This window comes from Pseudomonas sp. Irchel s3b6 (assembly GCF_900187415.1).
Classification (GTDB): domain Bacteria; phylum Pseudomonadota; class Gammaproteobacteria; order Pseudomonadales; family Pseudomonadaceae; genus Aquipseudomonas.
The window spans coordinates 14,937-31,263 of sequence record NZ_FYDM01000020.1 but is presented as its reverse complement, the minus strand read 5'-3'; the positions used below and the strand labels follow the sequence as shown (position 1 = coordinate 31,263).

12 protein-coding genes are annotated in these 16,327 nt (G+C 61.9%); 2 read left to right on the top strand and 10 right to left on the bottom strand.

The annotated features are described in order from the left end of the window. Nucleotides 1–49: 49 nt before the first annotated feature. The 5 genes from CKW07_RS22930 to CKW07_RS22910 form a co-directional block, all read right to left on the bottom strand. Entirely contained in the window at nucleotides 50–2,464 is a 2,415-nt protein-coding gene (locus CKW07_RS22930) for a TonB-dependent siderophore receptor (RefSeq protein ID WP_095147182.1), read from the bottom strand. Between the two features lie 298 nt (nucleotides 2,465–2,762). Then, nucleotides 2,763–3,743, bottom strand: coding sequence for a FecR domain-containing protein (locus tag CKW07_RS22925; RefSeq protein ID WP_095147181.1), 981 nt, complete (start codon nucleotides 3,741–3,743; stop codon nucleotides 2,763–2,765). Next, nucleotides 3,740–4,258 carry an RNA polymerase sigma factor gene (locus CKW07_RS22920; protein ID WP_095147180.1) on the bottom strand — a complete coding sequence of 173 codons (519 nt, stop codon included), beginning with the start codon at nucleotides 4,256–4,258 and terminating at the stop codon, nucleotides 3,740–3,742. Before CKW07_RS22920 ends, CKW07_RS22925 begins: the two co-directional genes overlap by 4 nt. Nucleotides 4,259–4,434: 176 nt before the next feature. Next, complete coding sequence (locus tag CKW07_RS22915; RefSeq protein WP_095147179.1) at nucleotides 4,435–5,142, bottom strand: PolC-type DNA polymerase III; 708 nt, start codon at nucleotides 5,140–5,142, stop codon at nucleotides 4,435–4,437. Further along, nucleotides 5,139–7,079, bottom strand: a complete 1,941-nt coding sequence (locus CKW07_RS22910) for a DUF294 nucleotidyltransferase-like domain-containing protein (RefSeq protein WP_095147178.1) — start codon at nucleotides 7,077–7,079, stop codon at nucleotides 5,139–5,141. Before CKW07_RS22910 ends, CKW07_RS22915 begins: the two co-directional genes overlap by 4 nt. 250 nt (nucleotides 7,080–7,329) lie before the next feature. Here CKW07_RS22910 and CKW07_RS22905 point away from each other — a divergent pair, with 250 nt between their 5' ends. Continuing rightward, the gene (locus CKW07_RS22905; RefSeq protein WP_095147177.1) at nucleotides 7,330–7,776 is read left to right on the top strand and encodes a response regulator; all 447 of its coding nucleotides are present in this window, start codon (nucleotides 7,330–7,332) and stop codon (nucleotides 7,774–7,776) included. A 97-nt stretch (nucleotides 7,777–7,873) separates the two neighbouring features. Here the strand turns inward: CKW07_RS22905 and CKW07_RS22900 are convergent, their stop codons facing one another. Further along, entirely contained in the window at nucleotides 7,874–10,051 is a 2,178-nt protein-coding gene (locus CKW07_RS22900) for a malate synthase G (protein WP_095147176.1), read from the bottom strand. A gap of 511 nt (nucleotides 10,052–10,562) precedes the next feature. Here CKW07_RS22900 and CKW07_RS22895 point away from each other — a divergent pair. Further along, on the top strand, nucleotides 10,563–11,081 hold the full coding sequence (locus CKW07_RS22895; protein WP_095147175.1) for a glycine cleavage system protein R: 519 nt from the start codon (nucleotides 10,563–10,565) through the stop codon (nucleotides 11,079–11,081). Between the two features lie 220 nt (nucleotides 11,082–11,301). On the opposite strand, the gene rarD is transcribed toward CKW07_RS22895, so the two are convergent. The 4 genes from rarD to CKW07_RS22875 all read right to left on the bottom strand — a co-directional run bounded on the left by rarD (nucleotide 11,302) and on the right by CKW07_RS22875 (nucleotide 16,307). Next, the gene (gene rarD, locus CKW07_RS22890) at nucleotides 11,302–12,189 is read right to left on the bottom strand and encodes an EamA family transporter RarD (RefSeq protein ID WP_095147174.1); all 888 of its coding nucleotides are present in this window, start codon (nucleotides 12,187–12,189) and stop codon (nucleotides 11,302–11,304) included. Between the two features lie 140 nt (nucleotides 12,190–12,329). Continuing rightward, on the bottom strand, nucleotides 12,330–13,304 hold the full coding sequence (locus CKW07_RS22885) for a serine/threonine protein kinase (protein ID WP_095147173.1): 975 nt from the start codon (nucleotides 13,302–13,304) through the stop codon (nucleotides 12,330–12,332). A gap of 226 nt (nucleotides 13,305–13,530) precedes the next feature. Next, complete coding sequence (locus tag CKW07_RS22880) at nucleotides 13,531–15,432, bottom strand: PhoX family phosphatase (protein ID WP_095147172.1); 1,902 nt, start codon at nucleotides 15,430–15,432, stop codon at nucleotides 13,531–13,533. Nucleotides 15,433–15,542: 110 nt separating this feature from the next. Further along, nucleotides 15,543–16,307 carry a TOBE domain-containing protein gene (locus CKW07_RS22875; protein ID WP_095147171.1) on the bottom strand — a complete coding sequence of 255 codons (765 nt, stop codon included), beginning with the start codon at nucleotides 16,305–16,307 and terminating at the stop codon, nucleotides 15,543–15,545. Nucleotides 16,308–16,327 lie beyond the last annotated feature (20 nt).

Sequence of the window (16,327 nt, the reverse complement as noted above, 5' to 3'; positions counted from 1 at the left end):
ATGCCAGAAGGGCCACCGGACGGGTGGCCCTTCAATCACGGTGTGCGGCTCAGAACTTGTAGTTGACGCTGGCCACGACGTTGCGTTCGTCGCCGTAGTAGCACCAGTAGCCATCACAGTTGGCCAGGTAGTCCTTGTCGAACAGGTTCTTGGCTTCGACGGCGACTGTGACCCCTTTCAGGGTGTTATCCAGGCGGCCGAGGTCGTAATGCACCGAGGCGTCATAGATGGTGTAGGAACTGACATGGGCCACATCGGTGTTGGTGGTGTTGCCATAGGTGTCGCCGACGTAGCGTACCCCGGCACCGACGCCGAAACCGTCGAGCGCACCGGCGTGCCAGGTGTAGTCGGCCCACAGCGTGGCCTGGTTTTCCGGGATCAGCGCCATCCGGTTGCCGACTTCGGCTTCCAGGCCCTTGCGGATTTCGGTGTCGGTGTAAGTGTAGGAGCCGATGACCTTGAGGTTGTCGGTGACTTCTGAAGTGGCTTCCAGCTCAAGGCCGCGAACCTGCAGTTCGCCGACCTGGCGGGTGATGCTGCCTTCGGTCACGCTCACGTTTTCCTGGCGCAGGTCGTAGACCGCGGCGGTCAGCAGGGTCTTGCTGCCCACCGGCTGGAACTTGACCCCGAGTTCGTACTGGCGGCCTTCGGTCGGCTCGAACGACTCGGTGGCGGAGACGGCGGCGCCGATGCTCGGCTGGAACGACTCGGTGTAGGAGACGTAAGGGGTCACGCCATTGTCGAACACATAGCTCAGGCCAATGTTGCTGGTGAAGGCCTTGTCGCGCTGGGTGTTGGTGACATTGTTGTTGTTATAGAAGGTGGTGCCGGTGTGGACCCAGTCTTCACGACCGCCGAGGGTCAGGCGCCAGTTATCCAGGGCCATCTGGTCCTGGATGTAGACGCCCGTCTGCTGGGTCTTCTGGTTGTAGTCTTGCATGGCGAAGTAGGTGACATTGGACATGTCGCCGCCGTAGATCGGGTTGTTGACGTTGATCGGCGGTACGCCCATGCCGTACAGCCACTGGTAGTTGGTGTTGGAGCGCTGGTGATCCAGGCCCAACAACAGGGTGTGGCCGATGGCACCGGTGCTGAAGTCGGCCTGGAAGTTGTTGTCGACCGCGAACTGGCTGATGTCCTCGTTGACGATGCCCGACTCGCGGTTGACGTTGCCTTCCTCGTCGACGGTGTTCATGGTGGCGACGTTCACTGCCTGGAATTCCAGGTCGCTCTTGGTGTAGCGCAGATTCTGACGGAATTGCCAGACGTCGTTCATGCGGTGTTCGAGGGCATAGCCCAGGGCGTAGTAGGTGCGGTCGTAGAAGTCCCAGTCCGGCTCGCCAAGGTTTTTGTGATGGGAAATATCCCCGGCCGGCGAGCCGAGCTTGGTGCCCTGCAGCGGCAGGAACTGGCCGGTGATGCCCGTATCGTCGCGGGTGTACTGGGAAAGGAAGGTCAGGCTGGTGTCGTCATTGATGTTCCAGGTCAGGCTCGGCGCGATGTTGTAGCGCTTGTCCGGGATATGGTCGATCGGCGAGTTGCTGTCACGCACGACACCGCTGACGCGGTAGAGAAACTGGCCTTCGTCATCGACCTTGCCGGTGCTGTCGAAGTTGATCTGTTTGTGTTCGTTACTGCCGGTCTGGGCTTCGATCTGGTGGGCGCTTTCGACCTGCGGACGACGGCTGACCATGTCGAGCATGCCGCCTGGCGGGGTTTGACCGTAGACCGAAGAGGCCGGGCCGCGCAGCACGGTGATGCGCTCCAGGTTCCAGGGTTCGATTTTCGGGTTGGCGAACGAGCCCTTGGGCAGCGGCAGGCCGTCGAGGAACTGGCTCGGGTCGAAGCCGCGCACGCGCAGCCAGTCGGCACGGGAGTCGGAGCCGTAGCCGCTGCTCTGTACGCCGGCGGTGTAACGCAGGGCGTCATTGAGGTTGAGCACCTGGCGATCATCCAGTTGCTCGCGGGTGATCACGCTCATCGAGCGGGGGACTTCGACGATGGCGGTATCGGTCTTGGTCCCGGCTGCGGTGCGAGTGGCCACGAAACCGGCGGCCGGCCCCCAGGCGCTTTCGCTGTCTCCGACACCAATCACAGCGGTTTCCGGCAGGGCCAGCACGCCCTCGGGCACGGCCACCAGGCTGTAGGTCCCGGCGCTGCTTTGTTCCAGTTGCAGGCCGGTGCCACGCAGGGCCTGGTTCAGGGCGCCGGTGGCGTCGAACTGGCCGTTGACCGGCGACGAGGTTTTACCGGCGGCCAGCGACGGGTTCAGGCTCAGGGCCAGGCCGGCCTGGCTGGCGATCTGGTTCAGGGTGCTGGCCAATGGCGCGGCTGGCAGGTTGTAGGCGCGAACGCTGGACACCTGTTCGGCGGCGACCAGCACAGTGCTGGTCAACGGCACGCAGAAGGCAATCGCCATGGCCAACAGGCCGGGGCGCAACAAGGTGTCTAGCGAACGGGGCATACGGCGGCTCCTGAATGGAAATATTTCTCAATTGCCTATGAGCCGGATGAGATTGGAAAAGTGATAGGGCTGGATGAAAATAATTTAGATTCACGTAATGCCGAGCTACACATCAAGGGTGAAGGCTTGCACCCTGTGGCGAGGGAGCTTGCTCCCGCTGGGCCGCTCAGCGGCCCCTGTGCAGGTCACCCTGGCCCGCCAGATAAGCGCAGAGCCGGTTTACGGTCGCTTCGCAACCGAGCGGGAGCAAGCTCCCTCGCCACAAGGAGGAAATTGGCCACAGTGAATGGGGATTGGCTCAGGGTTGGGTATCGGCCTTTGCCACTACCGTCACCCACCACGCGGTGTGCTGCTCGATCTGTACCGGCAGGGTTGGCAGCAGGGCGGTCAATGCCAGGTCGGTGTTGTGCAGCGGGAAGCTGCCGGTGATGCGCAGGTCGGCGACCTCCGAGGCGACGCCGAGGTGGCCGGGACGGTAGCGGCCGAGTTCGCGGACCAGGTCTTCCAGGCGCGCGTTGTCGACCACCAGCATGCCCCGGGTCCAGGCGTCAGCCCCGGCGTTGAGTGCCGTTAGCGGGCCCAGGCCATCGCGGCGCATCAGCACTTGCTGGCCTTCCTGGAGGATTTTCTCCTCGGGGCTGGCGTCCGCTCGTGCCGCCACCGCGGATTTCAGCACGCTCAAGCGTGTGCCTTCTTCCTCGCGCTTGACCAGGAACCGCGTGCCGAGCGCGCGCATTTGCCCATCGCGGGTTTCGACGATGAACGGGCGGGCGTCGTTATGGCCGGTTTCGATGAGGATCTCGCCGTCCTGCAGGACGATTCGTCGTTGTTGCTCATCGAAGCGCACGTCCAGCGCACTGTGGGTGTTGAGGTTGATCACCGTGCCATCGGCCAGGCGCAGGGTGCGCTGCTCGCCCGTGGCGGTGCGCTGGTCGGCCAGCCAATAGCCGATGGGCAGGTACCGTTCGCCGGCAAACAGGCTCAGGCCAATCACCAGCATCACGCTGGCCACGCCGCTGCCCAGCTTGCGTACCCGACGTCGAATGCTGTCCCGCGACTGCATCAGGGCAGCGCGGGCCGGACCGCTGGCGACGCTGAAGCGTTGATCGAGCATGCCCAGTTGCTGCCAGGCGCGGGCGTGTTCTTCATCGGCCGCATGCCATCTGGCGAACGCTTCGCGCTCCACCGGACTGCCGCTACCGGCGTCGAGGGACAGTTGCCAGGCAATGGCAGCGTCGAGTACCCGCGCCGAGACCGGCCTTGAGTTGACCGGGTTCATACCGGTTCGCCGTACAGTGCCACATAGCACTGGCGAATGCCTTGGGCCAGGTATTGCCGGACCCGTGGAACGGACACCCCCAGGCGCTCGGCGATGTCGGCATGGCCAAGCCCGTCGAGGCGGTTATAGAGGAAGGCGGCGCGGGCTTTGCTCGAGAGCTTGCCGAGCAGGTGGTCGATGGCCTTGAGGTCGTCGAGGATCAGTTGCTGTTCTTCCACGGAGGGTTGTTCGGCTTCGGGAATCAGCATCAATTCGGTGAGGTAGGCCTGTTCCAGCGCGGCACGGCGGAAATGGTCGAACAACAGGCCTTTGGCGATGGCCACCAGAAACGCCCGGGGTTCACGGGGTTCCTTGAGCTCTTCACGACCGAGCAGGCGGACAAAGGTGTCCTGGCTCAGGTCTTCGGCCTTCGATGGACAGGCGACACTGCGCCGTAGCCAGGCCAATAGCCAGCCACGATGGTCGCGATACAACGCACCAACGAGCTCACTGTGAGGGCTTTGGACTGACGACAAGGGGCTTCACCGAATAAACGTTTAAACTAACGAGAATTATTCGCGATTGTGTCAGAGGCCAAGGCCCGGCGCAATTGGCGTTGGTCGGGTAACCTCGGTGAGTGTGCATGTTCCGTCGCGAGGGCGCTTGCTCCCGCTGGGGTGCAAAGCGCCCCTAATGTGCGATCGAGGTTCACCTAAAACGATTGGCGCTGCTGCCGGCGTTTCCACTGGCTCAAGCGCTGTTGCAGATTCAGCGGGCTGTGAATCTCCTGGGCCCGTGCCCGGCTGAACAGGATCAACGCCAGTTCGGCGGTGGCCATGGCATCGGCGCTGGCGTTGTGGCGCTCGAAGATTTGCAGCTTGAACCAGTCGATCCAGTCATCCAGCCCGGCTTCGCGGATGTGCGCTTGCGGGCAGAGCAAGGGGGCCATGTCGGCCACATCCAGGAACGGATGCTGCAAGCGGTAGCCCAGGCTGTCCTTCAGGGCGCGGCCGAGCATGTGCTGATCGAACGGTGCGTGGAACGCCAGCAGCGGGCTGTCGCCGACGAACGCCATGAAATCCAGCAAGGCCTCCCGCGGGTCGCAGCCCGCGGCAATCGCACTCGGCCCCAGGCCGTGCAGCAACACACTGGGCCCGAGCTTGTGGTCGTTGCGCTGCAAGGTGCGCTCGAACTGCTGGCTGAAATCGATCGCGCCGTCCTCGATGACCACGGCACCGATCGACAGCACCACATCTTTGTTCAGGTTCAACCCGGTGGTTTCCAGGTCCACCACTACCCAGCGTTGCTCACGCAGGCTGCAGTCGTGGAGTATCGGGGCGTCGGGCAACTGCTCCAGCTGTCGTTGCTGTTCGGCGGACAGCGTCGGGCCGGCAGGGCGCAGCCAGGAGAACAGGCTCATAGCTGGTACCTCAGGCTCAGGCTGGTTTGCAGGCGCTGGGCCTGGCGCAGGGATTCACGCAGGATGCGCCGGTCCAGGTGATTCAGGCTGTCCGGATCGACCCGGTTGGAATAGGGCAGGTTCTCGCGGGTCTGTCGTTGATGTTGCTGCATGCGGGTTTGCTGGATGAAGTGGTAGGCCTCCTCATAGGCGGCGCCGTCCAGCGGATCGATGACTTCCTTGGCCACCAGTTGGCGGAAGCGTTCCTGGGTATTGCTGGTTTCAATGCCGTTCGCCAGGGCTAGCAGGCGGGCGCCGTCGACAAAGGGGGTCAGGCCCTGAACCTTGAGGTCGAGGGTGGCCTTTTCGCCGTTTTTCTTCGCCAGCACGAACTCGCGCAAACGTCCCACCGGCGGACGCTGGCGCAAGGCGTTTTCGGCCATCATGCGCTGAAACAACCGGTTGTCGGCGACCTGATCGAGAATCCCGCGGCGCAATTGCTCGCCGCTTTGTTCGTTGCCCCAGACCACGCGCAGGTCGAAGTAGATGCTCGAGCCCAGCAGGTTTTCCGGCGTTGCTTCGCGAATGAACGCCGCGAAACGCCGTGCCCACTCGGCACGGGACAAGCACAGCTCAGGGTTGCCGGCCATGATGTTGCCCTTGCACAGGGTAAAGCCGCACAGCGCCAGGCTCTGGTTGACCTGCTGGGCGATGGGCAGCAGCTTGCCGCGGATCTCGGCGGCATGGGCCGCGTCGCGGGCTTCGAACAGCAGGCCGTTGTCCTGATCGGTGTGCAGGGTCTGCTCGCGGCGGCCTTCGCTACCGAAACACAGCCAGCTGAACGGGATGCCAGGGTCGCCCTTGTCGGCCAGTGTCAGTTCGATGACCCGGCACACGGTGTGATCGTTGAGCAGGGTGATGATGTGGGTGATTTGGCTCGAGGACGCACCGTGGGCGAGCATGCGCTCGACCAGTTGGCCAATTTCGCCGCGCATGGCCACCAGGTGCTCCACCCGTGGCGCATTGCGGATGGTGCGCGCCAGATGCACCAGGTCCACGCGTTGCAGGGAAAACAGGTCACGCTCGGACACCACGCCGCACAGCCGTTGATCCTTGACCAGACAGACGTGGGCGATATGTCGCTCGGTCATGGCGATGGCGGCGTCAAAGGCGCTGTGGTCCGGTGTCAGGTAGAACGGCGCGTGGGTCATGTGCTGTTCAATGGGGTGGTCAAAGTCACGGATACCGTCGGCCACCACATGCCGCAAATCGCGCAAGGTGAAGATTCCCAGCGGGGCTTTCTGCTCATCGACCACCACGATGCTGCCGACCTGTTGCTCGTGCATGAGCGTCACGGCGACCCGCAGCGGGGTGGTCGGGCCGCAAGTCACCGGGTGACGCATGGCCAGTTCGCCGAGGCGAGTGTTGAGCGAGTACTGGGTGCCGAGGGTTTCCACGGCTTTTTGCTGGACTTGCTGGTTGACCTGGTCCAGCAGGCTGCTGACTCCGCGCAGGGCGAAGTCACGGAAGGTGCCGGACAGGGCGAACAGTTTGATGAAGGCCGGTTTGTTCAGTTGCAGGCAGAAAGTGTCTTCGGCGGCCAGGTGTTCGGTACGGGTTGCGCGCTCACCGAGCAGTGCGGCAAGGGGGAAACATTCGCCGGTGGTGATCTCGAAGGTGGTTTCGGTGCCGCCCTTGGCCGTGTGCGGGCGTTCGCCCACCACGCGGCCCTGTTTGACGATGTAAAAGTGCTCGATCGGGCCATCGGCGGGCTTGATAATGCTGTCACCCGGGCCGTAGAAGCGCAGTTGGCACTGCTCCACCAGGTAGGCCAAGTGTGCGTATTCCATTTGATTGAACGGCGGGAACCGCTGCAGGAACTGCAAGGTGCCCTGGATGTTCTGCAACACCGCCGTCTTCCCGGCTTCAGTGAAGGCGTCCGTTTTATTCATAACCATGACGGCAGACTTTTTCGATTTGTTGTTGTCGGAGTGTCAGCCATGGTCGGCCCCCGCGCGCCGAGTGCCCATTGGACGTAAGTCTAGGGGGCAACGCACGAGGCGTTGTTGTGTAAATACCCTAAGCTATAAGTGCGTAAACCGTGTGCTAGTGGCGTGGGAAGTTACCCGACGAAGCGCACATTCGAGCTCTGCTTAGCGATGTCCGACCATGGTGCTAGGGGAATGATCTGATTATGTAGAGAGACCTATGTCCGACCACGATATTTTGAGCGATGCCGAGCGTGAAGCGCTGAGTGCCATCATGCTTGAGCCGAGTTTGCCCTCAGCGCCGGTACTCATTGTCGATGACGACAAGGATGCGCGAGAACTGCTTGCGGAAATTTTTACCCAGGGCGGCATTCGTTGTATGACAGCGGGCAGTGGTGAAGCGGCGCTTGAACTGTTACAGGCGACTCCCTCGATCGGTCTGATGATTACCGACTTGCGAATGGGGAAAATCGATGGTCTGGAGCTGATTCGACGGGTTCGCGGGTCAGTGGGGGTAGCATTGCCGGTCATCATCGTTTCCGGTGACGCGGATGTGAAGGACGCAATCGCCGCCATGCATTTGAGTGTGGTGGACTTTCTGCTCAAGCCGATCGACGCCAAACAGTTGTTGGCGGTGGTTCGGCATGAGTTGGGAGTGGAGTCTTAGTGTGGGCCTTGTGGCCAATGATTACGTAGCTGGTCTGCAAACGAAAAAGCCCTGATCTGTCGATCAGGGCTTTTTCATGTCCGACGCGGGTGCTTACTCAAAGGCCATTGGCGGCCTTGAACTCGCGGCGGCGACGGTGCAGGACCGGCTCGGTGTAGCCGTTTGGCTGTTTAGTCCCTTCGATCACCAGTTCGACGGCCGCCTGGAAGGCAATATTGCTGTCCAAGTCCGGTGCCAGCGGGCGATACAGCGGGTCGCTGGCGTTCTGGCGGTCAACCACCGGCGCCATGCGCTGGAGGCTTTCCATGACCTGATTCTGGGTCACGATGCCATGGCGCAGCCAGTTGGCGATGTGCTGGCTGGAGATACGCAGCGTCGCACGGTCTTCCATCAGGCCGACGTCATTGATGTCCGGCACTTTCGAGCAACCTACGCCCTGGTCGATCCAGCGCACCACGTAACCGAGAATGCCCTGGGCATTGTTGTCCAGTTCGTTCTTGATCTGTTCGGCGGTCCACTGCGGGTTTACCGCCAGCGGGATGGTCAGGATGTCGTCCACCGAGGCCCGAGCGCGCTTGGCCAGTTCGGCCTGACGGGCGAACACGTCAACCTTGTGGTAATGCAGTGCATGCAGTGCGGCCGCGGTCGGCGATGGCACCCAGGCGGTGTTGGCGCCAGCCAGTGGGTGAGCGAGTTTCTGCTCGAGCATGGCGGCCATCAGGTCAGGCATGGCCCACATGCCTTTACCGATTTGCGCGCGACCTTGCAGGCCGGTGCTCAGACCGATATCGACGTTCCAGTTCTCATAGGCTTCGATCCATTTCTCAGCCTTCATGTCGGCCTTGCGCACCATCGGGCCGGCTTCCATGGAGGTGTGGATTTCATCGCCCGTGCGGTCGAGGAAGCCGGTGTTGATGAACACGACACGCTCGCTCGCCGCCTTGATGCAGGCCTTGAGGTTGATCGTGGTACGACGCTCCTCGTCCATGATCCCGACTTTGAGAGTGTTGCGCGGCAGGCCCAACACGTCTTCGATGCGACCGAACAGCTCGTTGGTGAACGCCGCTTCTTCCGGGCCATGCATCTTCGGCTTCACGATATAGATGGAGCCGGTGCGGGTGTTTTTGCGCGTGGTATTGCCGTTCAGGTTGTGCATCGCTGCCAGGCAAGTGACCAGGCCATCGAGGATGCCTTCCGGCACTTCGTTGCCGTCTTTGTCGAGGATCGCGTCGATGGTCATCAGGTGACCGACGTTGCGCACGAACAACAACGAGCGACCGTGCAGGGTCACTTCATCGCCGTTGACGGTGGTGTAGCTGCGGTCAGGGTTCATGGTGCGGGTAAAGGTCTGGCCACCCTTGGCGACTTCTTCCGACAGGTCGCCCTTCATCAGGCCCAACCAGTTGCGGTAGATCACGACCTTGTCATCGGCATCGACGGCGGCGACGGAGTCTTCGCAGTCCATGATGGTGGTTAGCGCTGCTTCCATCAGGATGTCTTTGACGCTGGCGGCATCGGTCTGGCCGACCGGGGTGTTGGCGTCAATCTGGATTTCGAAATGCAGGCCGTTGTGTTTCAACAGGATCGCGATCGGAGCTGCCGCATCACCCTGGAAGCCGATCAGTTGCGCGTCATTGCGCAGGCCGCTGTTGCTGCCGCCCTTAAGGGAGACCACCAGCTTGCCGTCAACAATCTTGTAGCCGGTGGAATCGACGTGGGAGCCGGCCGCCAATGGCGCCGCTTCGTCGAGGAAGGCACGGGCGAACGCGATGACCTTGTCGCCGCGAACCTTGTTGTAGCCTTTGCCTTTTTGCGCGCCATCTGCTTCGCTGATGGCATCGGTGCCGTAGAGCGCGTCGTACAGCGAACCCCAGCGGGCGTTCGAAGCGTTGAGGGCGAAGCGGGCGTTCATCACCGGCACCACCAGTTGCGGGCCGGCCATGCGGGCGATTTCGTCATCGACGTTTTGCGTCGTGGCCTGGAAATCGGCCGCTTCTGGCAGCAGATAACCGATGTCTTGCAGGAAGGCTTTGTAGGCTTGCGCGTCATGCGCAACACCCGCACGAGACTGGTGCCAGGCATCGATACGCGCCTGGAAGTCGTCGCGTTTGGCGAGTAGGGCTTTGTTCTTCGGAGCCAGGTCGTGAATGACCTTGTCGGCACCGGCCCAGAACTTATCGGCGGTGAGGCCGGTACCGGGAATGGCTTCGTTGTTCACGAAGTCGAACAGGACTTTGGCGACCTGCAGGCCACCGACTTGAACGTGTTCAGTCATTGCTTGCCTCACTCTGCTCAGCTATTTCGCTTTTCAGCTCTTCAATTTGACAATGAAGCCTCTGGCCATTTAAACCACAAACCCCTCCACCAGTACATGCCATCGCTGGCGGCTGGGTGGGACCAATCAACGGCTTGGGGCCTTGCTGACGGGGCTTTCAGGGTTGCGAGCTTGCCTGCGGCGGACATCGATCCAACGTTATGTAGTGCGCGCTGCGGCATACTACATGATGAATTGCGGTTGTGAAAATCAGACTAATTACGTCGTTCTGCGACCCCGTGACGCATTGCAGTCACGTCGGGGAACTGGATGTTCTCAAAAAACCATTAGGTTGTTCCAGATAAATCTAAAAACTTGTACACAATTTGTCGTTTGCAGGCTCGTCAATGATGGTCTGCTCGCCACTGGAACCGGTAGCCGATGCACTGATTTCGGATCGGCCCAAGGTACTGATTAACCCTTGCCTATACTTGGTCTTCCAGAACAAAAGTCATGACAAGAGGGCTGCGCCATGGACCACCTCGTACTTACCGTTTTCGCTCCAGACAAGCCCGGCCAGGTCGAGCGCATTGCCCAGTGCATCGCCGAGCATGGCGGCAACTGGCTGGAGAGTCGCATGTCGCGGATGGCCGGGCAGTTTGCCGGGATCCTGCGGGTGGGCGTGCCAGCCGAGGCCTATGACGAGTTGGTGGACGCCCTGCAAGGGTTGTCGGCACAAGGGATCCGGGTGCTGATTGCCGAGAGCAGTATCGAACAGTCCTGCACCTGGAAGCCGATCGCCATGGAACTGGTGGGCAATGACCGGCCGGGGATCGTGCGTGATATCACCCGCTTGCTCAGTGAACAGGGGGTCAGTCTGGAGCGCCTGGTCACCGAAGTGCGGCCGGCGCCGATGAGCAGCGAACCGTTGTTTCACGCTGAAGCGATCCTTGCGGTGCCGTTGACCCTGTCCCTGGACGTGCTGCAGTCGCGGCTGGAAACCCTTGCCGATGACCTGATGGTGGAGTTGGTATTGCGCAGCGAAACGTAACGCGTCGAAGTTATTCAGGTAAAACCTGCACCCGCCTGTGGATAACCTGTAGAGATCGCCCGCTGGCCCAGGCGGGCCGCGACTCTTCGGTAATTGCTCAAAAAAGCAGCAGTTTCAAGGGCTTGTGCACAAACGGCGGGGATCACGTTGTGGATAACCTTGGGAAGGATGCTTGCAGGCCACGCCGGCTGTGGCCTGCAAGGGTTTGTACGTTTTTTGATCAGCTGCGGCGGCGCAAACTCACCCAGGCGTCGACGCTGTACACCGCCAGGCCGGCCCAGATGAACATGAAAGCCACCAGGGTGCTGGACGACAGGTGTTCACCGAACAGCAACACGGCTTGCAGCAGCACCAGGGTCGGTGCCAGGTACTGCAGGAAGCCCAGGGTGGTGTAGGGCAGGTGCCGTGCGGCGGCGTTGAAGCAGACCAGCGGCACCAGCGTGACCGGACCTGCGGCCACCAGCCACCAGGCTTCGGAGGTGGTCCAGAACTCGGCCTGGGCGCTGCTGGCGGTCGGGTTGAAGAGCAGCCAGGCCAGCGCAATCGGTACCAGCATCCAGGTTTCCACCACCAGGCCCGGCAAGGCCTTGACTGGCGCCTGTTTGCGGATCAGCCCGTAAAAGCCGAAGGTCAGTGCCAGCGCCAGCGATACCCACGGCAGGCTACCGACTTGCCAGACTTGCTGCGCGACCCCGGCCGCTGCGAGCCCGACGGCAATCCACTGCATGCGTCGCAGGCGTTCGCCCAGGATCAACATGCCCAGCAGCACGTTGACCAGCGGGTTGATGTAGTAACCGAGACTGGCTTCGAGCATGCGCCCGTTGTTCACCGACCAGACGTAGGTCAGCCAGTTGGCCGCGATAAGTGTGCCGCTCAGGGCCAGGACCGCCAGGCGGCGCGGGTTTTCCCGCAGTTCACGCCACCAGCCGGGGTGTTTCCAGACCATCAACAGCAAAGCGCCGAACAGTGCCGACCAGAGCACGCGATGGATAATGATCTCCACGGCGGGCACGGCGGCGATGGCTTTGAAGTAGAGCGGGAACAATCCCCAGATGATGTAGGCGCTCAGGCCCAAGATGTACCCGCGACGCGGGTTGGCGGCTTGCATGCAAAGTCCTTGCTTAGGCAGCTAACAAAGTGGTGATTGTAAGGAGATTTGTCAGGCTGTGTCCTGCCCAAATGGGTTGGGCAATTGTGAACGCCAGTGGGAGCGAGCCGGGCGGCGCTCCCACAGGCGTTCAGGGTGAATCAGAACAATTTCAACGGCTCTTCATTCAGCGCCGCCAGCTGTTCACGCAACGCCAGCACCTGGTCGCCCCAGTAACGCTCCGTACCGAACCACGGGAAGCTGCGGGGGAACGCCGGGTCATCCCAACGCCGGGCCAGCCAGGCGCTGTAGTGCATCAGGCGCAGGGCGCGCAGGGGTTCGATCAGCGCCAGTTCGCGCGGGTCGAAGTCGTGGAATTCACTGTAGCCGTCCATCAGCTCCGACAGTTGGCCGAGGCACTCCTGGCGATCACCGGCGAGCATCATCCACAGGTCCTGGACGGCAGGGCCCATGCGGCAGTCGTCGAGGTCGACGATGTGGAACATCTCATCGCGACACATCATGTTGCCGGGGTGGCAGTCGCCGTGCATGCGGATGGTCTGGTGCGGGGTGTCCTGGTAGACCTCCTCCACACGCTTGAGCAGGTCGCGAGCCACTGATTCGTAGGCCGGCAGCAAACTGCGCGGTACGAAATTGCCCTCGAGCAGGGTGGTCAGCGAATCATGCCCAAAGTTCTTCACCCCCAGTGCTTCGCGGTGCTCGAAGGGGCGGGTGGCGCCCACGGCATGCAAGCGGCCGAGCAATTGGCCAAGACGATAGAGCTGATCGAGATTGCCCGGCTCCGGCGCACGGCCGCCGCGACGGGGGAACAGGGTGAAGCGAAAACCCGCGTGTTCGAACAGGCTTTCGCCGTTGTGGATCAGCGGTGCGACCACCGGGACTTCGCATTCGGCCAGCTCGAAGGTGAAGCGGTGTTCTTCGAGGATGGCTTCGTTGGTCCAGCGTTGTGGGCGGTAGAACTTGGCGATCAGCGGTTCGCCATCTTCGATGCCGACCTGATACACGCGGTTTTCGTAGCTGTTGAGTGCCAGGACACGGGCGTCGCTGAGAAAGCCGATGCTTTCAACGGCATCGAGCACCAGATCGGGGGTAAGTGTTTCAAACGGGTGAGACATGCTGACTCCTGCGCGCAGCAGGCTGCCGCGTCCGGCCAAGCATGGTAGCGCAGACGGAGAGGCTTTAGTGGGATCGTTCCTCATGCGTGGCAAAGGCATGCAGCCAGGGAAGCTGCGCGTCGCAAAAGCAGACGCAGAGCGTCCGGTGAGTCATTCCCACGCGGAGCGTGGGAACAATCCAATGCACAGGCTTCGCAGGAACGAGGCTACCCGCGACGAGGCCCTGTCAGGCGCCGACGATCCCGCCGTCTTCACGGCGGATGGCCATCACCGACGAACGCGGCTTGCCGTTGGGCAGGTGCTCGGGGAAGGTCGAGCCGCCGTTTTCACCGGGGTGCTGGATACCGACAAACAAGGTTTTCTGATCCGGCGAGAAGGTGATGCCCGTCACTTCGCAACCGACCGGGCCGACCATGAAGCGGCGGATTTCGCCAGTCGCAGGGTCCGCGCACAGCATCTGGTTGTTGCCCATGCCGGCGAAGTCTCCGGCGTTACTGGAGTCACCGTCGGTGAGGATCCACAAGCGACCGGCCTTGTCGAAGCCCAGGCCGTCCGGGCTGTTGAACATGTTTTGCGGGGTGATGTTCGACGAACCGGCCTTTGGCGTACCGGCGTGGACGCTTGGGTTGCCGGCCACGACGAACAGGTCCCAGGCAAACGTCAGCGAGGCGTGGTCGTCACTCTCGGTGCGCCAGCGCAGAATCTGCCCGTAGAGGTTTTTTTCCCGCGGGTTCGGCCCGCCCACCGGCTGGCCTTCTTCACCGCGCTTGGCGTTGTTGGTCAGGGTGCAATAGACCTGGCCGTCGGCGGGGCTGACGACGATCCACTCGGGGCGGTCCATGCGCGTGGCGCCGACCACGCTGGCAGCCAGCCGCGCATGGATCAACACCTGGGCCTGATCGGCAAAGCCGCTGCTGGCGTCGATGCCGTGCTTGCCATGGCTCAGTTCGACCCACTGGCCCTGGCCCTTGGGGTGGTCGGGGTTGCTGTCGCCGGCATCAAAACGGGCGACGTACAGCGTGCCGTGGTCCAGCAGGTCGTGGTTGGCCTTGGGGTTTTTGTGATCGATCCTGTCGCGGCTGATGAATTTGTAGATGAACTCGCCGCGCTCGTCATCGCCCATGTACACCACGGCACGACCGTCATGGGTTTCGGCCAGGGCCGCGTTTTCGTGTTTGAAGCGGCCCAGGGCGGTGCGCTTGACCGGGGTCGACTGCGGATCGAACGGGTCGATTTCCACCACCCAGCCGTGACGGTTGAGTTCGTTGGGGTTTTTCGCCAGGTCGAAGCGCGGGTCGTGCTGATGCCAGTTAATCTCTTTGCTGGTCGCCACGACGCCATAGCGCTTTTGCGCGGCATCGAATGCCTGTTGCGGGTTGCTGCTGCCAAAGCAGTCGGTGAAGTTCTCTTCACAGGTCAGGTAAGTGCCCCATGGCGTCTTGCCATTGGCGCAGTTCTGGAACGTCCCCAGGACCTTCTCACCCTTGGGGTCGGCGCTGGTCTTGAGCAGCTCATGACCGGCTGCCGGGCCGCCGACACGAATCGGTGCGTTGCCGTGAATCCGGCGGTTGTAGCGCGAGCCTTGGACAAAGTGCCATTGACCGTCCTTGCGCTGCACCTCGATCACCGACACGCCTTCGCAGGCCAGGGCCTTGCGCACTTCTTCAGCCGACTGCGGCATGCCGCCGTGGGGGTAGAGGTAGCGATAGTTGGTGTATTCGTTGTTGATGGCCATCAGTGCGCGGTTGTCGTCGTCCGGGAAGGCGAACAGGCTCATGCCGTCGTTGTTATCGCCAAACTGGACTTCCTGCGCTTCGGCGCTGCCTTGGCCGCTGGGGTCGAAGGCCGGGCCGTTTTTCTGTAGTGGCTGGCCCCAACTGATCAATACCGATGAGGTGTAGCCGGATGGCAGCGTGATGGTGTCGCTGGTGGCGGCGGCAATGCTGTCAAAGCCCAGCAGTTTGCTCGACGCGGCGCTGACACTGGCCGCCAGTACGCTACGGCTCAGCAGGTTGCCGCCCAGAAACATCGCAGCGCCGCACAGCGCACCGGCACTGATGAAACCACGGCGGCTGAGGCCGACTATTTTTTCGAGGTCGGTGGCTTGGTTTTCTTCTAATAGGTTCACGTCAGGCTCCCTGCTGGTTTTGGCAGACACCTTAAGGGGCGTTGATGACACAAATGTTGCAGTGTGCGATCAGCGTTTAGCCGCGCTCACGAAAAGCCTGGCCGTGCCGGTTACAGCGGTGTGCCGAGCAAGACATTGGAGGGAGAGAACTGTACCTGAACGGCTTTGTCGACCTTCAGCCCCAGGGTTGCGAGGTGCAGCGGCTCGGCGAGTGCACAGAGTGTCTGGCCGTTGGGCAGAGTGATTCGCACCTCACTGGGGCCGTCTTCGGCATCGAGAATCTGCTTGATGATTCCGCTCAGGCAATTGTGTCCGGGGATAGAAGGTTGTTCGATGGCGAGCAACTGCAGCCAGCCCGCCTTGATCAAGGCCACCACTTCGGTGCCGGTTTGCAGGTCCAGCCGCTGGGTGCTGTCGTGGGTGATCTGTGCATGCAAGGTCAACCCTTGCGCCAGCGTCAGCGTGATCAGATCGTTGCGCCCTTGAGCGTCGATGCCGGCGACTTTGCCGTGGAGTTGGTTGCGCGCACTGGTACGCAGCATCAGCCGCCCCAGCAGATCGAGGTCGCTGGCCTCTTCCGCAGCCTCCAGCACCTGGGCCTGCAAGGCTTGCAGGCGCTGGTACAGGCGCAACACCCGCTCGCCTTCACTCGTCAGCCGGGCACCACCACCGCCCTTGCCGCCGACGCTACGTTCCACTAGTGGCTTTTGCGCCAGGTTGTTCAACTCGTCGATCGCATCCCAAGCGGCTTTGTAGCTCAGCCCGGCGCTTTTTGCGGCACGGGTGATCGAGCCTTGTTCGGCGATGTGTTGCAGCAAGGCAATGCGTTGCGGACGGCGGACAATGTGCTGGGACAACAAGGTGGGCAAGGACATGATGTGCGCTGCGAACGGTA

Bases quoted from the DNA above. Each gene is read 5' to 3' on its own strand.
- CKW07_RS22930 (WP_095147182.1), bottom strand. From the start codon at position 2,464: ATGCCCCGTTCGCTAGACACCTTGTTGCGCCCCGGCCTGTTGGCCATG.
- CKW07_RS22925 (WP_095147181.1), bottom strand. From the start codon at position 3,743: ATGAACCCGGTCAACTCAAGGCCGGTCTCGGCGCGGGTACTCGACGCT.
- CKW07_RS22915 (WP_095147179.1), bottom strand. From the start codon at position 5,142: ATGAGCCTGTTCTCCTGGCTGCGCCCTGCCGGCCCGACGCTGTCCGCC.
- CKW07_RS22910 (WP_095147178.1), bottom strand. From the start codon at position 7,079: ATGGTTATGAATAAAACGGACGCCTTCACTGAAGCCGGGAAGACGGCG.
- CKW07_RS22905 (WP_095147177.1), top strand. From the start codon at position 7,330: ATGTCCGACCACGATATTTTGAGCGATGCCGAGCGTGAAGCGCTGAGT.
- CKW07_RS22900 (WP_095147176.1), bottom strand. From the start codon at position 10,051: ATGACTGAACACGTTCAAGTCGGTGGCCTGCAGGTCGCCAAAGTCCTG.
- CKW07_RS22895 (WP_095147175.1), top strand. From the start codon at position 10,563: ATGGACCACCTCGTACTTACCGTTTTCGCTCCAGACAAGCCCGGCCAG.
- rarD (WP_095147174.1), bottom strand. From the start codon at position 12,189: ATGCAAGCCGCCAACCCGCGTCGCGGGTACATCTTGGGCCTGAGCGCC.
- CKW07_RS22885 (WP_095147173.1), bottom strand. From the start codon at position 13,304: ATGTCTCACCCGTTTGAAACACTTACCCCCGATCTGGTGCTCGATGCC.
- CKW07_RS22875 (WP_095147171.1), bottom strand. From the start codon at position 16,307: ATGTCCTTGCCCACCTTGTTGTCCCAGCACATTGTCCGCCGTCCGCAA.